This window comes from Pseudoxanthomonas sp. F37 (assembly GCF_022965755.1).
Taxonomy (GTDB): Bacteria; Pseudomonadota; Gammaproteobacteria; order Xanthomonadales; family Xanthomonadaceae; genus Pseudoxanthomonas_A.
This window is the reverse complement of record NZ_CP095187.1, coordinates 2,466,586-2,489,704: the sequence shown is the minus strand read 5'-3', so window position 1 is coordinate 2,489,704 and position 23,119 is coordinate 2,466,586. Positions and strand designations below refer to the sequence as shown.

At 69.8% G+C, this 23,119-nt stretch carries 25 protein-coding genes; 22 read left to right on the top strand and 3 right to left on the bottom strand.

Features of this window, described 5'->3' with window-relative positions:
• Positions 1-117: 117 nt before the first annotated feature.
• The 9 genes from rpoE to recO all read left to right on the top strand — a co-directional run bounded on the left by rpoE (position 118) and on the right by recO (position 8,850).
• A complete protein-coding gene (rpoE, locus tag MUU77_RS11555) occupies positions 118-738 on the top strand; it encodes an RNA polymerase sigma factor RpoE (protein ID WP_245086942.1) in 621 nt (206 codons plus the stop codon).
• On the top strand, positions 735-1,649 hold the full coding sequence (locus MUU77_RS11550; protein ID WP_245086939.1) for a sigma-E factor negative regulatory protein: 915 nt from the start codon (positions 735-737) through the stop codon (positions 1,647-1,649). The genes rpoE and MUU77_RS11550 overlap by 4 nt, the downstream gene beginning before the upstream one ends.
• A 72-nt stretch (positions 1,650-1,721) precedes the next feature.
• Positions 1,722-3,227, top strand: coding sequence for a DegQ family serine endoprotease (locus MUU77_RS11545; RefSeq protein WP_245086938.1), 1,506 nt, complete (start codon positions 1,722-1,724; stop codon positions 3,225-3,227).
• Positions 3,228-3,373: 146 nt separating this feature from the next.
• Entirely contained in the window at positions 3,374-5,182 is a 1,809-nt protein-coding gene (lepA, locus tag MUU77_RS11540; protein WP_245086936.1) for a translation elongation factor 4, read from the top strand.
• A 75-nt stretch (positions 5,183-5,257) separates the two neighbouring features.
• On the top strand, positions 5,258-6,058 hold the full coding sequence (gene lepB / locus MUU77_RS11535; protein WP_245086934.1) for a signal peptidase I: 801 nt from the start codon (positions 5,258-5,260) through the stop codon (positions 6,056-6,058).
• Between the two features lie 39 nt (positions 6,059-6,097).
• Complete coding sequence (locus MUU77_RS11530; RefSeq protein WP_245086932.1) at positions 6,098-6,475, top strand: DUF4845 domain-containing protein; 378 nt, start codon at positions 6,098-6,100, stop codon at positions 6,473-6,475.
• A gap of 4 nt (positions 6,476-6,479) precedes the next feature.
• Positions 6,480-7,142 carry a ribonuclease III gene (gene rnc, locus MUU77_RS11525; protein ID WP_245086930.1) on the top strand — a complete coding sequence of 221 codons (663 nt, stop codon included), beginning with the start codon at positions 6,480-6,482 and terminating at the stop codon, positions 7,140-7,142.
• 10 nt (positions 7,143-7,152) lie between these two features.
• Positions 7,153-8,091 carry a GTPase Era gene (gene era, locus MUU77_RS11520; RefSeq protein WP_245086928.1) on the top strand — a complete coding sequence of 313 codons (939 nt, stop codon included), beginning with the start codon at positions 7,153-7,155 and terminating at the stop codon, positions 8,089-8,091.
• A 15-nt stretch (positions 8,092-8,106) separates the two neighbouring features.
• On the top strand, positions 8,107-8,850 hold the full coding sequence (gene recO, locus MUU77_RS11515) for a DNA repair protein RecO (protein ID WP_245086927.1): 744 nt from the start codon (positions 8,107-8,109) through the stop codon (positions 8,848-8,850).
• Between the two features lie 3 nt (positions 8,851-8,853).
• Here the strand turns inward: recO and MUU77_RS11510 are convergent, their stop codons facing one another.
• Positions 8,854-9,552: a response regulator gene (locus MUU77_RS11510; RefSeq protein WP_245086925.1), complete on the bottom strand. Its 699-nt coding sequence runs from the start codon at positions 9,550-9,552 to the stop codon at positions 8,854-8,856.
• Between the two features lie 99 nt (positions 9,553-9,651).
• Between MUU77_RS11510 and rlmD the strand changes: the two genes are divergently transcribed.
• From rlmD to MUU77_RS11455, 11 genes are all read left to right on the top strand, one after another.
• Positions 9,652-10,995 carry a 23S rRNA (uracil(1939)-C(5))-methyltransferase RlmD gene (gene rlmD / locus MUU77_RS11505; protein ID WP_245086923.1) on the top strand — a complete coding sequence of 448 codons (1,344 nt, stop codon included), beginning with the start codon at positions 9,652-9,654 and terminating at the stop codon, positions 10,993-10,995.
• 92 nt (positions 10,996-11,087) lie between these two features.
• The gene (locus MUU77_RS11500) at positions 11,088-11,582 is read left to right on the top strand and encodes a CYTH domain-containing protein (protein WP_245086921.1); all 495 of its coding nucleotides are present in this window, start codon (positions 11,088-11,090) and stop codon (positions 11,580-11,582) included.
• A 72-nt stretch (positions 11,583-11,654) separates the two neighbouring features.
• Positions 11,655-11,798: a DUF2256 domain-containing protein gene (locus MUU77_RS11495; protein WP_245086919.1), complete on the top strand. Its 144-nt coding sequence runs from the start codon at positions 11,655-11,657 to the stop codon at positions 11,796-11,798.
• Positions 11,795-13,360, top strand: coding sequence for a cryptochrome/photolyase family protein (locus MUU77_RS11490; RefSeq protein WP_245086917.1), 1,566 nt, complete (start codon positions 11,795-11,797; stop codon positions 13,358-13,360). Before MUU77_RS11495 ends, MUU77_RS11490 begins: the two co-directional genes overlap by 4 nt.
• Before the next feature lie 111 nt (positions 13,361-13,471).
• Positions 13,472-14,479 carry a beta-N-acetylhexosaminidase gene (gene nagZ, locus MUU77_RS11485; RefSeq protein ID WP_245086915.1) on the top strand — a complete coding sequence of 336 codons (1,008 nt, stop codon included), beginning with the start codon at positions 13,472-13,474 and terminating at the stop codon, positions 14,477-14,479.
• Positions 14,479-15,048, top strand: coding sequence for a hypoxanthine-guanine phosphoribosyltransferase (locus tag MUU77_RS11480; RefSeq protein ID WP_245086913.1), 570 nt, complete (start codon positions 14,479-14,481; stop codon positions 15,046-15,048). The genes nagZ and MUU77_RS11480 overlap by 1 nt, the downstream gene beginning before the upstream one ends.
• A gap of 3 nt (positions 15,049-15,051) precedes the next feature.
• Entirely contained in the window at positions 15,052-15,798 is a 747-nt protein-coding gene (locus tag MUU77_RS11475; protein ID WP_245086911.1) for an S-methyl-5'-thioinosine phosphorylase, read from the top strand.
• Positions 15,799-15,888: 90 nt separating this feature from the next.
• Positions 15,889-16,095, top strand: a complete 207-nt coding sequence (locus MUU77_RS11470) for a cold-shock protein (protein WP_162110185.1) — start codon at positions 15,889-15,891, stop codon at positions 16,093-16,095.
• A gap of 106 nt (positions 16,096-16,201) precedes the next feature.
• A complete protein-coding gene (locus MUU77_RS11465; protein ID WP_245086909.1) occupies positions 16,202-17,449 on the top strand; it encodes an NAD(P)/FAD-dependent oxidoreductase in 1,248 nt (415 codons plus the stop codon).
• A gap of 111 nt (positions 17,450-17,560) precedes the next feature.
• Complete coding sequence (locus MUU77_RS11460) at positions 17,561-19,186, top strand: acyl-CoA dehydrogenase family protein (RefSeq protein ID WP_245086907.1); 1,626 nt, start codon at positions 17,561-17,563, stop codon at positions 19,184-19,186.
• The gene (locus MUU77_RS11455; protein WP_245086905.1) at positions 19,183-19,683 is read left to right on the top strand and encodes a L,D-transpeptidase family protein; all 501 of its coding nucleotides are present in this window, start codon (positions 19,183-19,185) and stop codon (positions 19,681-19,683) included. Before MUU77_RS11460 ends, MUU77_RS11455 begins: the two co-directional genes overlap by 4 nt.
• Positions 19,684-19,689: 6 nt before the next feature.
• Here the strand turns inward: MUU77_RS11455 and fabR are convergent, their stop codons facing one another.
• A complete protein-coding gene (fabR, locus tag MUU77_RS11450) occupies positions 19,690-20,337 on the bottom strand; it encodes an HTH-type transcriptional repressor FabR (RefSeq protein WP_245094416.1) in 648 nt (215 codons plus the stop codon).
• A gap of 111 nt (positions 20,338-20,448) precedes the next feature.
• On the opposite strand from fabR, the gene MUU77_RS11445 reads away from it, so the two are divergent.
• Together MUU77_RS11445 and MUU77_RS11440 are read left to right on the top strand one after the other, a co-directional pair.
• Positions 20,449-21,552, top strand: a complete 1,104-nt coding sequence (locus MUU77_RS11445; RefSeq protein WP_245086903.1) for a ferredoxin reductase — start codon at positions 20,449-20,451, stop codon at positions 21,550-21,552.
• The gene (locus tag MUU77_RS11440) at positions 21,552-22,715 is read left to right on the top strand and encodes an acyl-CoA desaturase (protein WP_245086901.1); all 1,164 of its coding nucleotides are present in this window, start codon (positions 21,552-21,554) and stop codon (positions 22,713-22,715) included. Before MUU77_RS11445 ends, MUU77_RS11440 begins: the two co-directional genes overlap by 1 nt.
• Positions 22,716-22,734: 19 nt before the next feature.
• Here MUU77_RS11440 and MUU77_RS11435 read toward each other — a convergent pair whose 3' ends face one another.
• A complete protein-coding gene (locus MUU77_RS11435) occupies positions 22,735-23,112 on the bottom strand; it encodes a hypothetical protein (RefSeq protein ID WP_245086899.1) in 378 nt (125 codons plus the stop codon).
• Positions 23,113-23,119 lie beyond the last annotated feature (7 nt).

Below are 23,119 nucleotides of genomic sequence, written 5' to 3'. Positions count from 1 at the left end.
CCCGCTGCTCCGGTTAAATTCTTGATAGGGCAACGGTTTGGACAAGGCGTTGAACTTTCCCCGCTAGCGCGGTCACAGGGCACGGCCACCGCCGAGCCGACAGGAGTGCGGCCCGGCATGGCCGAAACAGATCCAACCCAGGAGCTGGACCTCGAGCTGGTCAGGCGCGTGCAACGCGGCGACAGCGCGGCCTTCGACCTGCTGGTGCGCAAGTACCAGCATCGCGTGGTGGCGCTGATCGGGCGTTACATCCATGACTGGAGCGAGTGCCAGGACGTGGCCCAGGAGACGTTCCTGCGCGCTTACCGCGCGCTGGGCAATTTCCGGGGCGATTCCCAGTTCTATACGTGGCTGCACCGCATCGCCGTGAACACCGCCAAGAACCACCTGGTCGCGCACAACCGCCGTCCGCCCACCGCGGACGTGGATGCCGCCGACGCCGAGCAGTACGACATCGGCGCCCGGCTGCGCGACACCGACACCCCCGAGCGCGAACTCATGCGCCAGGAGATGGAGGCCACGGTGATGAGGGCGGTGGACGGGCTGCCGGAAGAACTGCGCACCGCGATCACCCTGCGCGAAGTGGAAGGCCTCAGTTACGAGGAGATCGCGCAGAAGATGGATTGCCCGATCGGCACGGTGCGCTCGCGCATCTTCCGGGCGCGCGAGGCCATCGACGAACAACTGCGTCCCCTGCTGGACACCGACAGTGCAACCCGGGAGCGTGCCCGCTCATGACTGCCCGCAACGAGACACCCACCATCGACAAGCTCGACACCCACCATCGCCAGCAGCTGTCCGCCCTGATGGACGGCGAGTTGCTGGCCGACCAGGCCCGCTTCCTGCTGCGCCGCCTGCAGCACGACCACGACCTGGCCGGCTGCTGGGAGCGTTGGCAGCTGTGCGGCGACGTGCTGCGTGGCCACGCCCAGGCGCCGGCGCCGGCCGGATTCGCCGAGCGCGTGGCGCTGGCGATCGCCGGCGATGCGGCCGCGTCGAACGCAGCGCAGGCCGCACTGGCGGCCCCGGCCGCGCGTCCGCGCAACCTGCTGGCCCGCTGGGGCGGGGGAGCGCTGGCGGCTTCGGTGGCGCTGGTCGCCTTGTTCATGGCCCGCCAGCAATCGCCGCAGGACGTGCCGGTCAGCGACGGCGCCCAGGTCGCTTCCACGCAGGCCAGCGCGCCTGCGACGGCGCCCGCATCGCCGGCCGGTCCCGCGCCCGATGCCGAAGCCTACGCGGCGGCTGCAGTGGCCGTGGCCGCCGCAGCACCGCGCCGCCAGGACGCCACGCGCCGCAGTGCCACGCGCAGCCAGCAGGCAGCGCGCAGCGCCCAGCGCGTGGCACGTGCGGATGCGCCGGTGCGCGCGAACGGCAGCGTCGGCGCACAGGGCGCGCCGTCGGATGCGGTGGCGGCGCTGGCCGCAACCGCGATGCCAACGGCCAGCGATCCGTTCTCGCACCGCGCGCACGACGCCGTCGTCGCCCCGCGTCCCTGGCCGCGCTCCGCACTGCCGGGCTATCCGTCGGCCACGGGTGCGCTGACCACCGGATACAGCGCCGATGCGGCCGCGCGGACGTTCTATCCGTTCGAGCCGCGTCCCCAGTCCGTCCCGCCGGTGGCCGTGCCCGCCGACGCGCCACGCGAATGACATTCCGGCACCCGGCCGCACGCCGGGTGCCCCCACAAACCCCGTTTCCCTTTCTATCGAGGCATGCATTCGATGACTCCTCACGCCCGTAACGGCCTGCTGGCCGTGTTGATGCTGACCACGCCACTGGCCGCCTGTGCGCAGCAGGCCGAGGCGCCCGCGCCGGTGGCGGCCGCCGCGCCCGCGGTGGCGCAATCGGCCGCACCGCAACTGGTGACCGGCCTGCCGGACTTCACCCAGTTGGTGGAACAGGTGGGGCCGGGCGTCGTGAACGTGGAGGCCACCGTCGGGTCGCGCCGCAGCGCGCAGGCCAGCGATGAGGAAGCGGATATCCCCGAGATATTCCGGCGCATGCTGCCGCCCGGCTTCCAGATGCCCGGCCCGGGCCAGCAGGGGCCCCAGCGGCGCGGGACCTCGATGGGCTCGGGCTTCATCATTTCCGCCGATGGCTATGTGCTGACCAACCACCACGTGGTCGACGGTGCGGATGAGGTGAAGGTGACGCTGCCCGATCGCCGCGAGCTGACCGCCAAGGTGGTCGGCAGCGACCAGCAGTACGACGTGGCGCTGCTGAAAGTGGAGGCCAAGGGCCTGCCTACGGTGCGCATCGGCAATTCCGCCGCGCTCAAGCCCGGCCAGTGGGTGGTCGCCATCGGCTCGCCGCTGGGACTGGACCATTCGGTGACCGCGGGCATCGTCAGCGCCGTGGGCCGCAGTGCGTCGCCCGAGCAGCGCTACGTGCCCTTCATCCAGACCGACGTGGCGATCAACCAGGGCAATTCCGGCGGCCCGCTGCTCAATACCCGCGGTGAAGTGGTCGGCATCAACTCGCAGATCTTCTCGGTGTCCGGCGGCTACATGGGCATCAGCTTCGCCATCCCGATCGACCTGGCGATGGGCGCGGTGGAGCAGCTCAAGTCCACCGGTCGCGTGAGCCGCGGCCAGTTGGGCGTGCAGGTGGGCGCGGTCACGTCGGACGCGGTGAAGGGCTTCGGCCTTCCCGACAACCGCGGCGCGCTGGTCAACGACGTGGTCAGCGGCAGTCCGGCGGAGAAGGCCGGCATTGGCCCGGGCGATGTCATCCGGTCCGTGAACGGCCGGCCGATCAACGATTCAAGCGAACTTCCGCCCGTCATCGGCGCCATGGCGCCCGGCACCAAGGTGACGCTGGGGCTGCTGAGGGACGGGAAGTCGCGCGATGTCGCCGTCACCCTGAGCGAACTGGACGAAGGCGAGACCGCCGCGCGCGCCCTGCCGACCGCGCCCGATGCCCCCGCCGCGCCCACCGGGCGCAACGTGCTGGGCATCCAGACGCAGCCGCTGGACGCCGACAGCCGCAAGCGCCTGGGCCTGGAGTCCGGCGACGGCGTGCTGGTCAGCCGGGTGGAAAGTGCCGCCGCGCGCGAGGCCGGCCTGTCGCCGGGCATGGTCATCCTGCAGGTGGGGCGCAACAAGGTGAACAGCCCGGCGGCACTGGACCGCGAGCTGGCGGCCGCCAAGCCCGGCGACACCGTCATGTTGCTGGTGCGCAGCCGCGGGGTGACCCGCTTCGTGGCGGTGACGGTCGAAAAGGACTGACCCGCCCCGGCATCGGCGCATTGCCCCGCGCCAGCGAGGCGATGCCGCTGCGGCCCGGGCCCATCCCATCCACGGGTGAGACAGGCCGCGGCCCGGCCGTGCGATAATGTCGCGTTCTCCTGACGACGGCACAGGCCGCCGCCCCCATGTCCTCCGATTCCATGCGGAACATCCGCAACTTTTCCATCATCGCGCACGTCGACCACGGCAAGTCGACCCTGGCCGACCGCATCATCCAGCTCTGTGGCGGCCTCGAGGCCCGCGAGATGGAAGCGCAGGTGCTCGACTCCAATCCCATCGAGCGCGAGCGCGGCATCACCATCAAGGCCCAGTCCGTGTCCCTGCCTTACAAGGCCAAGGACGGGCAGGTGTACCAGCTCAACTTCATCGACACCCCCGGCCACGTCGACTTCAGCTACGAAGTCAGCCGCTCGCTGGCCGCCTGCGAAGGCGCGCTGCTGGTGGTCGATGCCGCCCAGGGCGTCGAAGCGCAGTCCGTCGCCAACTGCTATACCGCGGTGGAGCAGGGCCTGGAAGTGGTGCCGGTGCTCAACAAGATCGACCTGCCGACGGCCGACATCGAGCGCGCCAAGGCCGAGATCGAGGCCGTCATCGGCATCGACGCAGACGACGCCGTCGCCGTCAGCGCCAAGACCGGCCTCAATGTCGACCTGGTGCTGGAAGCGATCGTCCAGCGCATCCCGCCGCCGCAGCCGCGCGACACCGACAAGCTGCAGGCGCTGATCATCGACTCGTGGTTCGACAACTACCTGGGCGTGGTCTCGCTGGTGCGCGTGATGCAGGGCGAGATCGGCCCGAAGAGCAAGATCCTGGTGATGTCCACCGGCCGCACCCACGAGGTGGACAAGGTGGGCGTGTTCACCCCCAAGCGCAAGGAGCTGAAGAAGCTCGGCGCGGGCGAGGTGGGCTGGATCACCGCCTCGATCAAGGACGTGCACGGCGCGCCGGTCGGCGACACGCTGACCCTGGCCGGCGACCCGGCACCGGGCCCGCTGCCCGGCTTCCAGGAGATGCAGCCGCGCGTGTTCGCCGGCCTGTTCCCGGTCAACGCCGAGGACTACCCGGCGCTGCGCGAGGCCCTGGAGAAGCTGCGCCTGAACGACGCCGCGCTGCGGTTCGAACCTGAAAGCTCGGAAGCCATGGGCTTCGGCTTCCGCTGCGGCTTCCTGGGCATGCTGCACATGGAGATCGTGCAGGAGCGCCTGGAACGCGAGTACGACCTGGACCTGATCACCACGGCGCCGACCGTCGTGTATGAAGTCCTCAAGACCGATGGCACGGTACTTTCGCTGGACAACCCGGCCAAACTGCCGCAGTCCAACCTGATCGACGAGGTGCGCGAGCCCATCATCCGCGCGAACATCCTGACGCCGGAGGCCTACATCGGCGCCATCATCAAGCTGTGCGAGGAAAAGCGCGGCGTGCAGATCGGCATCCAGTACCTGGCCAGCCAGGTGCAGATCAGCTACGAGCTGCCGATGGCCGAGGTGGTGCTGGACTTCTTCGACAAGCTGAAGTCGGTCAGCCGCGGCTACGCGTCGCTGGACTATTCGTTCCTGCGCTTCCAGCCCGGTCCGTTCGTGCGCCTGGACACGCTGATCAATGGCGACAAGGTCGACGCGCTCAGCCTGATCGTGCACCGCAGCCACGCCGACCGGCGCGGCCGCGAGTTGTGCGAGAAGATGAAGGACCTCATCCCGCGGCAGATGTTCGACGTGGCCATCCAGGCCGCGGTGGGCTCGCAGATCATCGCGCGCAGCACCGTCAAGGCCATGCGCAAGAACGTGCTGGCCAAGTGCTATGGTGGCGACATCACCCGCAAGAAGAAGCTCCTCGAGAAGCAGAAAGAGGGCAAGAAGCGGATGAAGCAGGTGGGCCGCGTGGAGATTCCGCAGGAAGCCTTCCTGGCGGTGCTGCAGGTGGACAGCAAGTAATCCGGTGCAGGGACCGGCGGCGGCAGGGCCGTCGCCGGCCGGCACGTGCAATCCAAAGGACGCTCGATGAGTTTGATGACCTGGTTCGAAACGTTGCTGGTGGTGGCCACGCTGGGCAGCGGCGCGGTATGGCTGCTGGATGCCCTGTTCTTCGCCAAGCGCCGCAAGGCCAAAGGCGGGCTGCTGGACGAGGAACCGGTGCTGGTGGACTACTCGCGCGCCTTCTTCCCGGTGCTGGCGGTGGTGCTGGTGCTGCGCAGCTTCATCGCCGAGCCGTACAAGATCCCGTCCAGCTCGATGATGCCCAACCTGCTGATCGGCGACTTCATCCTGGTCAACAAGTTCTCCTACGGCCTGCGCCTGCCGATCACCAACCAGAAGTTCCTGGCCATCGGCGAGCCGGCGCGCGGCGACGTGGTGGTGTTCAAGCCGCCGCACGACCCCGAGAACAACTGGATCAAGCGGGTCATCGGCCTGCCCGGCGACAAGGTGGGCTTCCATGGCGACACCGTCTACCTGAACGGCCAGCCGCTGAAGTACGAGACCCTGGGCGAGTACGGCGGCCCCGACGGGCGGGCCGAAGCCTTCGGTGCCACCCTGCTGCGCGAGGACCTTCCCGGCCGCCCGCACACCATCCTGGAAAGCGTGGGCCTGCCCCCGCCCGGTGGCGGCGAGGGCGACTGGGTGGTCCCGCCGGGCCACTATTTCGTGATGGGCGACAACCGGGACAACAGCCTGGACGGGCGCTTCTGGGACTACCATTTCCTGCCGGAGCAGAACCTGCGGGGCAAGGCGTTCCTGGTCTGGCTGAACTGCCAGGGCTGGTTCTGCAAGAATGGCTTCGATGCCTCGCGCATCGGCAACGGCATCGAGTAAGCGGTCCGACATCCACGGGGCAAGCACGGGGGAAGCACGATGAAGCGAAACCAGAGTGGCATGACGTTGTTGGGATTCCTGCTGGTACTGGTGGTGGTGGGCTTTGCCGCCTTCATCGCCATGCGGCTGTTCCCGATGTACCAGGAGTTCTACGCGGTCAAATCCTCGCTCAAGGGCGTGGCGGCCGAACCCGGCGTGTCCGACATGGACCCGGCCAAGATCCAGGACCTGTTCTTCCGCCGGCTCTACATCAACTACTCCGAGAGCGTGAAGCCTTCCCACGTGAAGATCGAGCGCATGGACGGTGGCTGGAGGATGAGCGTCAGCTACGAAGTGCGTCGCCCCCTGGTGGGCAACCTGGACGTGGTCGGCAAGTTCGATGCGTCCGAGCCGCTGACGCGGCGCGCGCCGGAATAAGGAGTTGGCGGTTGACCGCATCGGCCATGCCTTCGTCGACCAGGGCCTGCTTGCGCAGGCCCTGACGCATCGCAGCGCGGGTGCGCCGCACAACGAGCGGTTGGAGTTCCTGGGCGACGGCGTGGTCAACCTGCTGATCGCCGAGGCCTTGTTCCAGCGCTGGCCCAAGGCGGACGAAGGTGCCCTGACCCGGGCGCGCGCCGAACTGGTCCGCGAGGCGTCGCTGGCCACCATCGCGCGCGCGCTGCAGTTGGGCGAGCGCCTGACCATGGGTCCGGGCGAAATGAAGTCCGGCGGCCACCGCCGCGATTCGATCCTGGCCGATGCGCTGGAAGCGGTGGTCGCGGCCATCTACCTGGACAGTGGCTATGAGGCCTGCCGGGCCGTGGTGCTGCCCTGGTTCGAGGCCTCGCTGGCGGCGCTGCCGGTGGGGCGGCCCGAGAAGGACGCCAAGACGCGGCTGCAGGAATGGCTGCAGGGGCGCCAGCGTCCCTTGCCCCTCTACGAACTGGTGCTGGAGAGCGGCGACGACCATGCCAAGCAGTTCCTGGCCCGGTGCACCACGCTGGATCCGCCGCTGACGGCGGATGGCGAAGGCACCTCCCGTCGCAACGCCGAGCAGGCCGCCGCGGCGGCCTTGCTCGAGAAACTCGACATTTCGAAATGAGTACCCCCCGGTGAGCGATTCCTCTTCCCACCGCAGCGGCAGCGTTGCCGTGATCGGCCGCCCCAACGTGGGCAAGTCCACCCTGACCAACGCCCTGGTGGGCGCCAAGGTCAGCATCACTTCCAACCGCCCGCAGACCACCCGCCACCGGCTGCTCGGCATCGCCACGTTCGCGGCCGGCAAGGACCGGCCGGCCGGGCAGATCGTGCTGGTGGACACGCCCGGGTTGCACAAGCAGCAGGGCAAGTTCTCGGCATCGGCGATGAGCCGGGTGATGAACCGGGCCGCGCGCGGTGCGCTGGAGGAGGTCGACGCCGCGCTGATGGTGGTCGAAGCCGGCCGTTGGGACGAAGAAGACACCCTGGCCTACAACGTATTGCGCGATGCCGGCATCCCGGTGGTGCTGGTGGTCAACAAGGTCGACCGGCTGAAGGACAAGGCCGCGCTGCTGCCGTTCCTGGCCCAGGTGGGCCAGGAGCGGGAATTCGCCGCGGTGCATCCGGTCTCCGCGCTCAAGCGCAATGGCCTGGAGGCCCTGGTCAAGGACGTGCTGGGCCTGCTGCCGGAAGCGCCGCCCGCGTTCGGCGAGGACGAGATCACCGACCGCAGCGAGCGCTTCCTCGCCGCCGAACTGGTGCGCGAGCAGTTGATGCGCCAGTTGGGGGCCGAGCTGCCTTACGCCACCACGGTCGAGATCGAACGCTTCACCACCGAGGATTCGCCGAAGGGCGAACTGGCCCGCATCGGCGCGGTGATCTGGGTGGAACGCGAAAGCCAGAAGGCCATCGTGATCGGCAAGGGCGGAGCGCGCCTGAAGGAGATCGGCAGCAAGTCGCGCCAGCAGATGGAGCACCTGTTCGGCCGCAAGGTCTTCCTGGAGACCTGGGTGCGGGTGCGCGAGGGCTGGTCGGACGACGAGACCGCGTTGAAGGCCTTCGGCTACGAATAGGGTGGCGCACCCCTGATGCGCATCACGGGCGAGACCGCCTTCGTCCTGCACGCGCGTCCCTGGCGCGAGACCAGCCTGCTGGTGGAAGTGCTGGGCAACGACCACGGGCGCATCGGCCTGGTCGCACGCGGGGTGCAGGGCCCGAAGCGGCATGTGCTGCGCGCCGCGCTGCAGCCGCTGCAGTGCATCCGGCTGGACGTCGACCTGCGCGGCGAGCTCGGCCGCCTGGTCGCGGCCGAGGCGCTGGATGCGGCGCCGCAGCCGGCCGGCGACGCCATGCTGGCGGCGTTCTACCTCAACGAACTGGTGCTGCGCCTGGCGCCACGGCACGATCCGCTTCCCGCACTGTTCGAGGCCTATGCGGACGCGCGCGAGGGCCTGCGGCAGCGCGAGGGCCTGGCGTGGACGCTGCGACGCTTCGAGCGCGACCTGCTGGAGGCGCTGGGCGTGGGCTTTGCGCTGGACCAGGACGCCGAAGGCTTTCCCATCGATCCCGCGGCACGCTACCGGCTGGATCCCGAGCAGGGGCCGCGCCGCCTGCTCAGCGACCGCGGACACGAAGAGCGCAGCCGGGCCGCGACCGGCCGGGCGTTGCTTGCGCTGGCCGGCGATGCACGACCGTCGGCGGAGGACCTGGCCAGCCTGCGCCTGCCGCTGCGCTCCGTGCTGGCGCACCACCTGGGCCCGCGCGGGCTGAAGTCGTGGGAGATGATCGGCGACCTGGGCCGGCTGAAGCGCGCGGGTCCGCCGGACGGGTAGGGCTCAGCGCACGGCTGTGAGCAGGCGCGCGCAGGCCATGGCGAACGCCTCGCGCAGGGCCGCATCCGCCGGCGCGGCATGCCAGCGCGAGGCGATGACCGCCAGGGCTGCCGCACCCGCGAAGCCGCAGCTGGCCTGCAGCCGGTGCAACTGGGCGCGCAGCGCGGCAGGGTCGCCGCGGTCGAAGGCCGCCAGGCAGGCGCTACGGGTGGTGGGCAGTTCGGACAGGAACAACTGCCGCACGCTGGCCACGTGCTCCGCATTCCCGGCCAGCGCCTTCAGCGCCGCCCGGTCATCCCAATCGGCAACGTCGTCGGGCCCACCGTCCGCGCCGCCGAGGGCAGCGCGCAGGGCGCGCACCAGCGCCTGCGCCGACAGGGGTTTGACCAGGACCTGCGCGAAACCCGCCTGCAGCAGCGCCTCGCGCATGGCGTCCGTGGCGTCGGCGGTATGCGCCAGCGCACATGCGGCGGCATCGGTCGCACGCAGGCGCTGCAGCAGCCAGGTGCCGCTGCCATCGGGCAGGTTGGCGTCGATCAGCCAAGCGTCGAAGGGGCCGCTCGCCGCCAGCGCCTGTGCGCAATCCTCCGCCACCTGGACCCGGGCCGGCAGTGCCGCCAGCGCCGCCGACAGGAAGGCCGCGCTGATGCGGTCGTCTTCCACCAGGAGGAGGGAGGGCATCGTGCCGGGGGCGGGGGACATGGGGGTTCATCCTGCGGATGGGGCCATTCTAGCGTCCGGGTGGCGTTGGACCGCCGTGCGACAATACCGCCCCTTTCGACTCACGCAGCCTGACGCCACGTGGCACGCACCCGCTCTCCCCGCATCGACAAGACCCCCTTCGAAGCCCTCATCACCGACCTAACCCATGACGGCCGCGGCGTCGCCCGCCGCGATGGCAAGGCGGTGTTCGTGTCGGGGGCGCTGCCGGGCGAGCGCGTGATGGCCGAGCAGACGGCGAAGAACCGCCATTTCGACGAGGCCAGGACGCTGGACGTGCTGGAGGCCTCGCCCGACCGCGTGGCGCCGCGCTGCCCGCATTTCGGCACCTGCGGCGGCTGCGTCCTGCAGCACATGGACGAGGCGCGGCAGATCGAAGCCAAGCAGCGCGTGCTGATGGAAAACCTGGAGCGCATCGGCCATGTGTCGCCGAAGGGCGTACTGCCGCCGCTGACCGGCGCCAGCTGGGGCTACCGCCGGAAGGGGCGTTTCTCGGTGCGTCGGGTCAACAAGAAGGACCGGACACTGGTGGGTTTCCGCGAGCAGGATCCGCGTTTCGTCGCCGACCTGTCCGAATGCCACACGGTCATTCCCCAGATCGGCGGCAAGGTGGCGCAGTTGGCCGCCCTGGTCGAAAGCCTGGACGCGCGCGAGCACATCCCGCAGATCGAATTCATCGCCGGCGACGCAGGTGCCGACTTCAGCGGCGTCGCCCTGGTGTTCCGCCACCTGCAGCCATTGAGCGAGGGCGACCGCGCCAGGCTGGTCGCCTTCGGCCAGGCCAGCGCCTTCGCCATCTTCCTGCAGCCGGGCGGCGTGGAAAGCGTCCACCCGCTGTGGCCCGAGGCGCCAGAGCTGGCGTTCGCGCTGGCGCCCTGGGACGTGTCCTTGGCGTTCCGGCCGCTGGATTTCATCCAGGTCAATGCCGCGCTGAACGAGAAGATGATCGCGCGCACGTTCGAGCTGCTGGATCCACGGCCGCAGGACCGCGTGCTGGACCTGTTCTGCGGCCTGGGCAACTTCACCCTGCCGATGGCGCGCCGGGTGGGCGAGGTCGTGGGCGTGGAAGGCGACGCCGGGCTGGTGGCACGCGCCCGCGAGAACGCGCAGCGCAACGGCCTGTCGAACGCGCAGTTCCATGCCGCCGACCTGACCCAGGACCAGCGCGGCACGCCGTGGATGCGTCAGGGCTTCGACAAGCTGCTGCTGGATCCGCCGCGCTCGGGCGCCATCGAGGTGCTGCAGCAGCTGCCGTTGAAACAGTTCGACCGCATCGTGTACGTCAGCTGCCACCCCGGCTCGCTGGCCCGCGATGCCGGGTATCTGGTCAACGAGCAGGGGTACGCGCTGGTGTCGGCGGGGGTGATGGACATGTTCCCGCATACGGCGCATGTGGAATCGATCGCTCTGTTTGAAAGGCCGTGATGTGTGAATGGTGATGGGTGATTCGCAAGCGCGGATCCTGCACTGTTCCAGGTCACGAAGTTCGTATTCCGTTCGCACCCATCACGAATCACATGGCACTCGAGATCGAACGCAAATTCCTCGTCGCCGGCGACGGCTGGCGCGCGGCCGCGCATGCGGTCGTACCCATGGCGCAGGGCTACATCAACGACATGGGCGCGATGGATCGCGGCGAGCAGAAGGCCTCGGTGCGGGTACGCATCCAGGGCGACGAAGCGTTCCTCAACCTGAAATCGCGCGAGCTGGGCCATACCCGCCAGGAATTCGACTACCGCATTCCGGTGGACGATGCGCGTGCGTTGCTGGCGCTGTGCGTGGGCGGGTTGGTGGACAAGCGCAGGCACTTGGTCCGGCACGCTGGCCACCTGTGGGAAGTGGATGAGTTCCTGGGCGACAACGCCGGCCTGGTGGTCGCCGAGATCGAACTGGACCATGCCGACGAACCCTTCGAACGTCCCGACTGGCTGGGCAGCGAAGTGACCGACGATCCGCGCTATTACAACCTGGCGCTGGCCAGCCACCCGTACACGCGGTGGGCGAGCGGCTGATCGCCCACCGCGGGGCCGCATCCGCGCGCGGGGCCGGCGCGTAGGAAGCGGCAAATCACTGCCACCCCGACCATGCGCCGCAAGTCCGACCTGCCCAGCAAGCCCTGCCGCACCTGCGGGCGCCCCTTCGTTTGGCGCCGCAAGTGGCACCGGGTCTGGGATGAGGTGGCGCATTGCTCGGAACGCTGTCGGCGCCAGCGGAGCCGCCGCAAGTGACGACACCCGAAGACCGGCGCAGGGCGCAGCCGGCCCATACGCTGCGCCTGATCCTCGGCGACCAGCTGGACCCGCAGCATCCCTGGTTCGCGCGGGTGGATCCCGGCGTCCTGCACGTGATGATGGAGATGCGGCAGGAAACCGACTACGTGCTGCACCACGCACAGAAGATCCTGGCGATCTTCGCGGCCATGCGTGCGTTCGCCGCCCGCCTGCGCGCGCAGGGTCACCGGGTCCGTTACCTCGCCATCGACCACCCCGGCAACCGCCAGCGGCTGACGGAGAACCTGGACGCGCTGCTGACGCTGCATGGCGCATCGAGGTTCGCCTACCAGCCGGCCGACGAGTGGCGACTGGACACGCAGCTGCGCGACTGGACGGCAACCCTCGCCATCGCGGTGGAACGCTCGGCGGACGCGCATTTCCTGGCCGCACGCGATGAAGCCGGCCGGCTGTTCGGCTTGCGCCGGCAGTGGCGCATGGAGACCTTCTACCGCCACATGCGGCGCCGGCATGGCGTGCTGCTCCAGCCCGACGGCACGCCGGCCGGCGGGCGCTGGAACTTCGACCACGACAACCGGGCCGCCTGGGCCGGCGCGCCACCCGCGCCGACGGACTGGCGCAGACCACACGATCACCGCGCCCTGTGGCGCACCATCGAAGCCGCAGGCGTGGCCAGCTTCGGTGCGCCGCAGACCGATGCGCTGCGCTGGCCGCTGGACCGCGACGAGGCGCTGGCCTGTCTGGACGCCTTCGTCGAACAGGCATTGCCCTGGTTCGGCCAGTACCAGGATGCGATGAGTACCCGGGCGCCGCGCCTGTTCCATTCGCTGCTCTCGTTCGCGCTGAATACGAAGATGCTGCGCCCGGCCGAGGTGATCGCACGCGCCGAAGCGGCATGGCGCGCGGGGCAGGCGCCGCTGCCGGCGGTGGAGGGCTTCATCCGCCAGATCCTGGGGTGGCGCGAATACGTCCGCGGCGTGTATTGGGCGAAGATGCCCGGCTATGCGGCGCTCAATCATTTCGGCCACGACACACCCTTGCCGGACTGGTTCTGGACCGGCCGCGTGCGCATGCGCTGCCTGGCCGATGCCGTCGGGCAGTCCTTGGCGCAGGCGCATGCGCACCACATCCAGCGGCTGATGGTGATCGGCAATTTCTCGTTGCTGGCCGGACTGGACCCGCAGGCGCTGCATCGCTGGTACCTGGGGGTGTACATCGATGCGCTGGAATGGGTGGAACTGCCCAACACGCTGGGAATGAGCCAGTTCGCCGATGGCGGACTGCTGGCCAGCAAGCCCTACGTCAGCGGCAGCGCCTACCTGCATCGCATGAGCGACTACTGCAGCGGTTGCCCGTACGACCGCCGTCTGCGCACCGGCACGAGCGCCTGTCCGTTCAATGCCCTGTACTGGGACTTCCTGGACCGGCATCGGGCCACCCTGCGCCGCAATCCCCGCATGGCGCTGGCCTACCGCCAGCTGGAGCGGATGGACGACGCCACGCGCCAGGCGCTGTCGATGCGGGCCCGGCAGGTCCGCGGCATGCTGGAGGAGCTCTGATGCCCGAGGCTGGGCCAGGCGCGTGAACGCCCGCGTCTGACGGCCGCACGGGCTTCTGCGACAATGCCGGCTCCGCGCCCTCCGGGCGCAGCCCACGAGACCCCCATCGCAATGCTCGTCATCGGCATCGCCGGCACCGAACTCACCCCGCAGGAACGCGACTGGCTGCAGCACGACGCCGTGGCCGGCGTCATCCTGTTCACCCGCAACTTCGCCTCGCGCAGCCAGGTGGCCGAGCTGTCGCAGGCCATCCGCGCCGCGGCACCGCGGCCGCAGCTGGTCTGCGTGGACCAGGAAGGCGGGCGCGTGCAGCGCTTCCGCGAAGGCTACAGCGACCTGCCGGCCCTGGAGGGGTTCGGCAAGCTGTATGCGCAGGACCCGACGCTGGCCCTGCAGCGCGCCGAAGAACACGCCTGGCTGATGGCCAGTGAAATCATCGCCAGCGGCGTGGACCTGAGCTTCGCCCCGGTCGTGGACCTGGCCCGCGGCAACCGCGCCATCGGCAACCGCGCGTTCGACGCCGATCCGCAGGTGGTCGCCGAATTCACCCGCGCCTACGTGCGCGGCATGCACAGCGCCGGCATGGCGGCCACGCTGAAGCATTTCCCGGGCCACGGCACGGTGCTGGAAGACACCCATTTCGACGATGCCGTCGACCCGCGCCCGCTCGAGGTGCTGCGTGCCGAGGACCTGGTGCCGTTCGTGGCGGGCATCGAGGCCAAGGCCGACGCGGTGATGATGGGGCACGTGAAATACCCCGCCGTCGCCCCGGAGCCGGCCGGCTATTCGCCGTTCTGGATCCAGAAGATCCTGCGCGAGGAGATGGGTTTCCGGGGCGTGGTGTTCTCCGACGACATCGGCATGGCCGCGGCGTTCTCCGCCGGCGGCGTGAAACAGCGCATCCACGACCACCTGGACGCCGGCTGCGATGTGGTGCTGGTCTGCTCGCCGAAGCTGGTCGAGGAGTCGCTGAGGGCGGTGGAAGGCCGCGCGTTGAACACCGCCGCCGTGCTGGGTGTGCTGGGGCGGGGCGCGCTGGGATGGGATGGGTTGATCGCCGACGCACGCTACGGCGCCACGCAGTCGCGCGTAATCGAAAGTCTGAAAGGAGTGGCTTGATGGAATCGCTGGGCAATCCGCGGCCTAAGCTGGCCGATGCGCTGGCCAACGCCGACCTGCTGGTCGACCGCGCGACGATCGACCGTACCATCGCGCAGATGGCCGCGCCCATCGCGCGCGACTACGCCGGCGAGGTGCCGGTCTATCTGACCATCATGCATGGTGCGCTGCCGTTCGCGGGCCAGCTGGCGCTGGAACTGGGCGCGCGCGGCCTGGACCTGGAGTTCGACTACCTGCACGCCACCCGCTACCGCGGCCAGACCAGCGGCGGCGAACTGGTGTGGAAGCACCGCCCGGCCACCGCGCTGTACGGCCGCCGCGTGCTGCTGGTGGACGACATCCTGGATGAAGGCCACACCCTGCTGGCGGTGAAGCAGTGGTGCCTGGAGCAGGGCGCCACCGACGTGCGGATCGCCGCGCTGACCACCAAGCAGCACCACCGCTGCGTGGAGGGCATCAGTGCCGATTACGTGGGCATGCAGGTCCCGGACCGCTATGTGTTCGGGTTCGGCATGGACTACCACGAGCAGGGCCGCAACCTGCCGGGCATCTATGCGCTGAAGGACTGAGCCATGGCCGACATCGCGCTTGCCGTCATCGGCGGCACCGGCGTCTACAGGCTCGCCGACCTGCAGGACGTGGAGACCCGGGTGCTGGACACGCGCTTCGGCGCACCCTCCGGACCGGTCCGCATCGGCACCATCGAAGGCCGGCGGGTGGCTTTCCTGGCCCGTCACGGCGAGGGGCATTCGGTGCCGCCGCACCAGGTCAACTACCGCGCCAACCTGCAGGTGCTGAAGGACATCGGTGCCACCCGGGTGCTGGCGCTCAACACCGTGGGCGGCATCACCGATGCCTACGGTCCGCGCGTACTGGCCTGTCCGGACCAGCTGATCGACTACACCTGGGGCCGCATCTCGACGATCTGCGAAGAACCGGGCAGTGAGGTCGTGCATGTCGACTTCGGCGATCCATACACGCATTTACTTCGCCGGCAGGTGCTGGCGGCGGCGCGCGCATGCGGCGTGGAACTGGTCGATGGCGGCTGTTATGGCGCCACCCAGGGACCACGGCTGGAGACGCGTGCGGAGATCCGCCGGATGCGGCGCGACGGCTGCGATCTGGTCGGCATGACCGGCATGCCGGAAGCGGGCCTGGCCCGCGAAATGGGCCTGGAATACGCATGTCTGGCCATCGTCGCCAACTGGGCGGCGGGCTGCGGGACGGACGAGGAGATCACCATGGAGGACGTGCTGGCGAACGTCGCGGCCGCCTCGGCCGGAATCCCCGCCCTGATCGCGGCGGTGGCGCACGGGTGATTGTCAACGCGCGCCAGCCTTTGCATACTCGGCCGGCGTGACCTCCGGTCACGTATTCCACCCGCATCCAGAAAAGGAAATACAAGCGCTATGCCGTACGGTACCGTGAAATGGTTCAACGATGCCAAGGGCTTCGGATTCATCGCGCCAGAAGATGGCAGCGCCGATGTCTTTGCGCACCACACCGCCATCAATGCCAAGGGCTTCCGCAGCCTGCAGGAAGGCCAGCGCGTCAGCTACGAGTTGACCCAGGGGCCCAAGGGCGCACAGGCGTCCAACATCACGCCCGCCGCCTGATCCTCGACGATTTTCTTGAACCCCGCTCCGGCGGGGTTTTTTATCGCCCGCACGTTCGGCGTCTGCAGTCCGCACGCGCGCCACGCAACCACCGGTCCCCTCCACGATGAAGCCCCTGCACATCGCCATCGTCGGCTACGGCACCGCCGGCCAGGCCGCCGCGTTGTTGCTGGCGCGCGACGGGCACCGGGTGGAGGTCTTCGAACGTGCGCCGGAACCGGGTCCGGTCGGTGCGGGATTCCTGCTGCAGCCGACCGGCCTGCAGGTCCTGTGGGAACTGGGCCTGTTGCCCGAGGTGCTGGCGCATGGCCGGCGGGTCAATCGCCTGTATGGCGAAACGCCGTGCGGTCGCGCGGTGATGGACATGCGGTACAGCGGCCTGGATGCGCGCCTGTTCGGCCTGGGCATGCAGCGCGGCGCCTTGTTCACGCTGCTGGCCGATGCGTGGGCGGGGCAGGGCGTGCTCCACCCCGGCCACGCGATCGACGCCATCAGCGACGACACGCGTCGCATCCGCGACCGGCATGGCCGCTGGTCCGGTCCGTTCGACCTGGTGGTCGCGGCGGACGGCTCGGCCTCGCGCCTGCGGGGCGCCACCGGCGCGGTGAAGCGCGAGGCGGTGTATCCCTGGGGCGCCTTGTGGCGGCTGGTGCCGCAAGGCGAGTGGGCATGGGGCGACGAGCTGCGGCAGCGCTACGTCGCCGCCCGCAAGATGATCGGCCTGTTGCCGGTGGGCACGCGGCCCGGCGACGACACGCCGCGCCTGAGCTTCTTCTGGAGCCTGCCCGTCGCCGACTTCGAGGGCTGGCGTGCGCGTGGAGTGCCGGCATGGCGCGACGAGATCGCCCGCTTGTGGCCCGAGGCGGACGCCCGCCTGGCCGATACGGTCGCCCCCGAGCAGTTGGCGCGCGCCAGCTACCGGGATGTCACCCTGCGCCGCTGGCATCGCGATCGTCTGGTCGTGCTGGGCGACGCCGCGCACGGCATGAGTCCGCAGCTGGGGCAGGGCGTCAACATGGCGCTGATGGATGCGATGGCCCTGCGCGACGCGTTGCGCCTGCAGGCCGATGTCGCGCCGGCCCTGCAGGCCTACCAGCGGCAGCGGCAGGCCCATGTCGGCGTCTACCAGTTCTGGAGCCGCTGGCTGACACCGATCTTCCAGTCCGATCTGGACTGGGTCGCACGTGCGCGCGACCTCGCTTTCCTGCCTGCGGGCCGCCTGCCCGGTGGGCGCGGCCACATGCTGCGGGTGCTCAGCGGCACCCAGCATGGTTTCCTCGGCACGCTGGCGTTGAAGCCGGAATTCATGCGCGCGCTCGACGGCCTCCGTGCTCCCGCCGCGGGAGCGAGGTGAGGCGCGCAGCGGGAAGCGCGCACCGTCGCCAGGTGGATCGGCGCGCGGGTGCCCGCCGCAGGGGCCGCAGAATTGCGCGAGAATCGGCCGGACGCGCAGCGGGAGCCGGTGATGGACGACCTACCTTCTTTCGAAACCCATCGGGTCGACAACCAGCCGCCTGCGTTCGAGCCGCGCGACCTGTGGGCGGACGACCTGGCGCTGCGCGAGGCGGTCGCGCGCGAGGGCGCTGCCGCCTTCACGCCACGACTGGCCGCGTACGGCGCGCTGGCCGGCGATGAACTCTATCGGCTCGGCTTCGATGCCAATCGCGACCGGCCGCGCCTGCGTACCCACGACCGCCATGGCCGGCGCATCGACACGGTCGAATTCCATCCCGCCTACCACCGCCTGATGGAGGCCGCCAAGGCGCACGGGGTGGCCGGCCTGTCCTGGCACGAACCCGGACCTGGCGCGCACATCGCGCGCGCTGCGCTGAGCTACCTGCATCACCAGGCCGAAGCCGGCACCAGTTGCCCCCTGACGATGACGCATGCCGCGGTGCCGGTGCTGCAGCGCGAGCCCTGCGTGGCGCGCTGGGCCGCGCAGGCCGCCGCACCGCACTACGACCCGCGCGACATCCCCATCGCCGGCAAGGCCGGCATCACCCTGGGCATGGGCATGACCGAGAAGCAGGGCGGGTCCGACGTGCGCGCCAACACCACCACGGCCACGCCACGCGGCGATGCCTACGCACTGGTCGGGCACAAATGGTTCTTCTCCGCGCCGATGTGCGACGGTTTCCTGGTGCTGGCGCAGGCGCCGGGCGGGCTGAGCTGCTTCCTGATGCCCAGGCGCCTGGACGATGGGGCCCTGAACGGGTTCCGGCTGATGCGGCTGAAGGACAAGCTGGGCGACTGGTCGAACGCCTCCAGCGAAGTCGAGTTCACCGGCGCGCATGCCTGGCGCATCGGCGAGGAAGGCCGCGGCGTGGCGACCATCATCGAGATGGTCATGCTGACGCGCCTGGACTGCATGCTGGGCTCGGCGGCGGAGATGCGCATGGCGCTGGCGCAGGCGCTGCATCACGCGCGCCATCGCTGCGCGTTCGGCAAGCCCTTGGCCGGGCATGTCCTGATGCGCAACGTGCTGGCCGACCTGGCGCTGGAGGCGGAGGCGGCGCTGGCGTTCTCGCTGCGCGTGGCGCGCGCGGTGGACGCGGCCGCGCATGATGCGGGCGAAGCGGCATTCGCCCGCATCGCCACCGCCGCCGGCAAGTACTGGATCTGCAAGCGTGCGCCGGCCTTCGTCAACGAGGCACAGGAATGCCTGGGCGGCGCGGGTTACGTGGAGGAGTCCGTCCTGCCGCGGCTGTACCGGCAGGCGCCGCTCAATTCGATCTGGGAAGGCAGTGGCAACATCCAGTGCCTGGATGTGCTGCGCGCGCTGGCGCGCGAGCCCGGCGTGCTCGAAGCGGTCGGCCGCGAACTGGCGTCCGCCGCGGGAACGGACGCGGCTTACGACGCCTTTGTCGAAGGCCTGCGCACGGAGTTGGCGTCCACCGGGGAGGCCGGTGCGCGCCGGCTGGTCGAGCGCCTGGCATTGGCACTGCAGGCCGCGGTGCTGCTGCGCGCGGGCAGCCCCGTGGCAAGGCTGTTCGCCCGCAGCCGGCTGGGCGGCGGGCATGGCCTGGCGTTCGGGACGCTGCCGGAAGACGCCGACGTGGAGCCCGTGCTCGCCCGGGCATGGTCCGCTTGAGGCGTTGGCTGCCCGCCCTGCTGGCCTGCATGGGCGTCACGGCGCAGGCGCAGGCGCCCGGCGCGCCGCCGCCTCCCTTGCTGCCCGCCGCCCGGCAAGCGGATGCGATCCATGTGTACAAGGCGCAGCGGCGCATGGATCTGCTGCGCGGCGGTCGGGTGATCGCCACGTACCGCATCGTGCTGGGCGGTACGCCGGTGGGGCACAAGCGCGAGCAGGGCGACGGACGTACGCCGGAGGGCGACTACCGCATCACCTACCGCAATGCGCGCAGCCGGTTCCACCTGTCGCTGCGCATTTCCTACCCCGACGAAGCCGACCGCAGGCAGGCGCTGGCTCGGGGCGTCGATCCCGGCGGCGACATCATGATCCACGGCGCCACGCCGCCCGGTTCGTGCGTCGACTGGACCGAAGGCTGCATCGCCGTGAGCAATGACCAGATGGAGGCGATCTGGCAACGCGTTCCGGTCGGAACGCCGATCCGCATCGCGCCCTGAGGCCGTTCAGCGCGGTGCGGAGCGGGAGGCGAGGGCGCGCGAGCCGGTGATGATCAGGCGGACCATTTCCGACAGCTGGTCGATCAGCTCGGGATCTTTCGCCCGCGGCAGGTCCATGGCGGTGGCGCCCATCGCGAACACCAGCCGGGTGATGGCCTTGGAGACGATCGCGGGCTCATGCAGCGGGGCGTTGTCGCGCGCGGCCAGCCGCACCAGGTCCAGGCACAGCTCCTCCTCGAAGAACTGCAGTTCGCGTTCCACCGCGTGCTTGAACGCGTCCGAGCCCACGTTGCCTTCCCGCAGCAGCACGTGGAGCAGCTTGTCGTCGGCGCGCAGCTGCTCGATGAAGGCCTCCACCGAACCGCGCACCACGCTGCGGTCGGTGCTGGCCGCGCGATGGCGGGCCTCGCCGATGATCTTGCGCAGCGAACGGCCCGCCAGGTCGATCAGGGCCACCGCCAGTTCGTCCATGTCGCGGAACTGGCGATAGAAGCTGTTCGGCGCGATGCCGGCTTCGCGGGCGACCTCGCGCAGGCTGAGCGTGGAAACGCTGCGATGGGGGCCGACCAGTTTCAGGGCGGCCGCCAGCAGGTCCTCGCGCGAGATCGAGGCCTTGCGGCCGGGGCCGTGGTCGTCGGGGGGCAGCGGTTGCAGGGATGAGGTCACGCGTGCGGGCCCGACATACGGAGTGGTAGGGCCATCATAGCCCCGTAAATTAATATACAAGTGTATACACATGCGTCTTCCCGCGGGTATAGTGGGGCCATGAATGCCCAGATCCGACCGCCGGCCCGCCGGCCCGGCCCCCTGAAACGCCTGATCCGGCCGCTGGTCAAGCCGGATGTGTTCGACTTCTGGGCCTCGCGCCTGCATCGCACCTGGACCTGGGAGCGCCCGCTGGCCCGGCTGGTGGCGCGCGAAGCCGCCTCGGCCGACGCCGTGACCCTGCTGTTCAAGCCCAACCGCCACTGGGCCGGCCACCGTGCCGGCCAGCATGTGAACCTGGGCGTCGAGATCGACGGCGTCCGCCTGATCCGCAGCTACAGCCTGACCGCGCCGCCGCGTGCGGACGGGTTGCTGCCGATCACCGTCAAGGCGATCGAAGGCGGCAGGGTGAGCCGTCACCTGTGCCATCACGCCCGCATGGGCGACATCGTCGACCTGGGCCAGGCGTTCGGTGAAATGACGCTGCCCGCGTCGCCGCGTGGCGGCTTCCTCCTACTGGCCGCCGGCAGCGGGATCACCCCGTTGATGGCGCTGGTGCGCGAACTGGCCGGTCAGGGCATGCCGGCCGACACGACGCTGCTGTACTGGGTGCGCCGGCGCGCGGAAGCCTGCTTCCTGGACGAACTGCGCGCGCTCGCCGCCGCCCATCCCGGCTTCCGGTTCCGCCTGCTGCTCACGCGCGAGGCCGCGCAGGCCGCGGACGAGGCCGAAGGCCGCATCGGCGACGCGCTGCTGGGTGCGCATGCCGGCGACCTGTCCGCACGGCAGGTGATGGCCTGCGGGCCGGGCGGGTTCGTCGAAACTGCGCGCAGCCTGTTGGCGCCGCGCGTGGCGGCGTTTCAGGCCGAAGCCTTTACCGCGCCGCCGGTGCGGGTGGTGGATGAAGGCGAAGTCGACATCCGCCTGCAACGCAGCGGACGCACCCTGCGCGTGCCGCGCGGCGAATCCCTGCTGGTGGCGCTGGAACAGCAGGGCCTGAAGCCGCCGTCCGGCTGCCGCATGGGCATCTGCAACACCTGCGCCTGCGGCAAGTCGTCCGGCAGCACGCGCCACCTGCCCAGCGGCGAACTCCTCCACGAACCCACCCAGGCGCTGAAGCTGTGCATCCACAGCGCCGCCACCGACCTCGAGCTGGATCTGTAATGGCCACCCCCGCGACTTCCCCCCGCAACCGCGCACTGAGCGCGGAAGAACTGGACCGCTTCGGCGCGGAACTGGACGCATTGCGCGCGCGCACGCTGGCGACCCTCGGCGCACGCGATGCGCGCTACATCCGCAATGTGGTGAAGGCGGTGCGCTACAGCAACCTGATCGGGCGCGCGCTGCTGTTCGCGGCGGCGATCGCCGGCGGCCTGTGGCTGGCCGACAGCGCGGTGGGCTGGCTGTTCTGGGTGCTGTGGGCGCTGGGCGCGCTGTCGCTGGGCCTGGGCAAGATCCTGGAGAACATGGAGCTGGGCCACAACGTCATCCACGGCCAGTACGACTGGCTGGGCGATCCGCAGCTCAACGGCAAGAGCTACGACTGGGACATCGTCGGCACCGCCGACAACTGGCGGTACACGCACAACTTCCGCCACCACACCTACACCAACGTGCGCGGGCTGGACGACGACATCGGCTACGGCCTGCTGCGCATCTTCCCCGAGCAGAAGTGGAAGCCCTTCTACCTGGCGCAGCCCGTCGTCGCGGTGGTGTTCGCGCTGCTGTTCCAGTGGGGCATCGCCATCCAGAACCTCAAGCTGGGCCGCTGGTGGCACGGCAAGATGTCCAGCCGCCAGTTGCGCGTCGCATCGGCGCCGGTGGTGCGCAAGATGGGCAGGCAGCTGGCCAAGGACTACGTGATCTACCCCGCGCTGGCCGGCCCGTTCTTCCTGCCCGTGCTGCTGGGCAACCTGGTGGCCAACGGCCTGCGCAACGTGTGGACGTACGTGATCATCTTCTGCGGGCACTTCACCGCCAACGCCGAGACGTTCCCGAAGGAATGCATCAAGAACGAATCGCGCGGGCACTGGTACCTGCGCCAGCTGCGCGGCTCGTCCAACCTGCGTGGCGGCTTCCTGATGAACGTGATGTCGGGCAACCTGAGCCACCAGATCGAACACCACTTCTTCCCGGACGTGCCGGCCAACCGCTACGCGGAAATGGCCAAGGAAGTGCGCGCCATCTGCGCGCGCTACGGCCAGCACTACAACACCGGCACGCTGCTCACCCAGTTCGGCCAGGTGTGCTGGCGGATCGTGCGGCACGCGTTCCCCAGCCGGCCGCCGAAGTTCGCCCCGCTGCGGCAGGCCGACGCCACCGCGTAAGGCGCGCGGGCGGGCGCGCCTAGCCGCCCGGCGACACCGCCCGTGCCGCGCGGGCGATGCTGCGCTTGAGCTGCCATTCGGCGAAGAACGAGGCCGCGATCAGGCCGGTGCCCAGCAGGCCCAGCCACTGGAACCACGGGTTTTCGAAGACCTCGTCGGCCAGGTCGTTGTCCTGCAGCTGCAGGCGCAGCAGCCTGAGTTCGGCGGCGAGCGCCTGCATGTCCGCGCGGTCCTGCCGAAGCGACCGTTCCGCCGTCAGCGCGATCCGGGCGATATGGGCCTGCCCGGCGCGTTCGGCGTTGTCTCGACGCTCCACGGTCACCACCAGGGCGCTGGTCAGCAGGATCAGCAGCGTGCCCAGGCCGCGCAGCAGCGGCGGCAACGGTTCGGGGATCATGCGCGGT

Excerpts from the sequence above, each read along its gene's own strand:
- MUU77_RS11500 (WP_245086921.1), top strand. The coding sequence starts at position 11,088 with ATGGCACTCGAGATCGAACGCAAATTCCTCGTCGCCGGCGACGGCTGG.
- MUU77_RS11445 (WP_245086903.1), top strand. The coding sequence starts at position 20,449 with ATGAATGCCCAGATCCGACCGCCGGCCCGCCGGCCCGGCCCCCTGAAA.
- MUU77_RS11470 (WP_162110185.1), top strand. The coding sequence starts at position 15,889 with ATGCCGTACGGTACCGTGAAATGGTTCAACGATGCCAAGGGCTTCGGA.
- rpoE (WP_245086942.1), top strand. The coding sequence starts at position 118 with ATGGCCGAAACAGATCCAACCCAGGAGCTGGACCTCGAGCTGGTCAGG.
- MUU77_RS11550 (WP_245086939.1), top strand. The coding sequence starts at position 735 with ATGACTGCCCGCAACGAGACACCCACCATCGACAAGCTCGACACCCAC.
- MUU77_RS11545 (WP_245086938.1), top strand. The coding sequence starts at position 1,722 with ATGACTCCTCACGCCCGTAACGGCCTGCTGGCCGTGTTGATGCTGACC.
- MUU77_RS11480 (WP_245086913.1), top strand. The coding sequence starts at position 14,479 with ATGGAATCGCTGGGCAATCCGCGGCCTAAGCTGGCCGATGCGCTGGCC.
- lepB (WP_245086934.1), top strand. The coding sequence starts at position 5,258 with ATGACCTGGTTCGAAACGTTGCTGGTGGTGGCCACGCTGGGCAGCGGC.
- MUU77_RS11440 (WP_245086901.1), top strand. The coding sequence starts at position 21,552 with ATGGCCACCCCCGCGACTTCCCCCCGCAACCGCGCACTGAGCGCGGAA.
- MUU77_RS11475 (WP_245086911.1), top strand. The coding sequence starts at position 15,052 with ATGGCCGACATCGCGCTTGCCGTCATCGGCGGCACCGGCGTCTACAGG.
- MUU77_RS11530 (WP_245086932.1), top strand. The coding sequence starts at position 6,098 with ATGAAGCGAAACCAGAGTGGCATGACGTTGTTGGGATTCCTGCTGGTA.
- MUU77_RS11465 (WP_245086909.1), top strand. The coding sequence starts at position 16,202 with ATGAAGCCCCTGCACATCGCCATCGTCGGCTACGGCACCGCCGGCCAG.
- MUU77_RS11495 (WP_245086919.1), top strand. The coding sequence starts at position 11,655 with ATGCGCCGCAAGTCCGACCTGCCCAGCAAGCCCTGCCGCACCTGCGGG.
- MUU77_RS11435 (WP_245086899.1), bottom strand. The coding sequence starts at position 23,112 with ATGATCCCCGAACCGTTGCCGCCGCTGCTGCGCGGCCTGGGCACGCTG.
- MUU77_RS11460 (WP_245086907.1), top strand. The coding sequence starts at position 17,561 with ATGGACGACCTACCTTCTTTCGAAACCCATCGGGTCGACAACCAGCCG.
- MUU77_RS11510 (WP_245086925.1), bottom strand. The coding sequence starts at position 9,552 with ATGTCCCCCGCCCCCGGCACGATGCCCTCCCTCCTCCTGGTGGAAGAC.
- nagZ (WP_245086915.1), top strand. The coding sequence starts at position 13,472 with ATGCTCGTCATCGGCATCGCCGGCACCGAACTCACCCCGCAGGAACGC.
- recO (WP_245086927.1), top strand. The coding sequence starts at position 8,107 with ATGCGCATCACGGGCGAGACCGCCTTCGTCCTGCACGCGCGTCCCTGG.
- lepA (WP_245086936.1), top strand. The coding sequence starts at position 3,374 with ATGTCCTCCGATTCCATGCGGAACATCCGCAACTTTTCCATCATCGCG.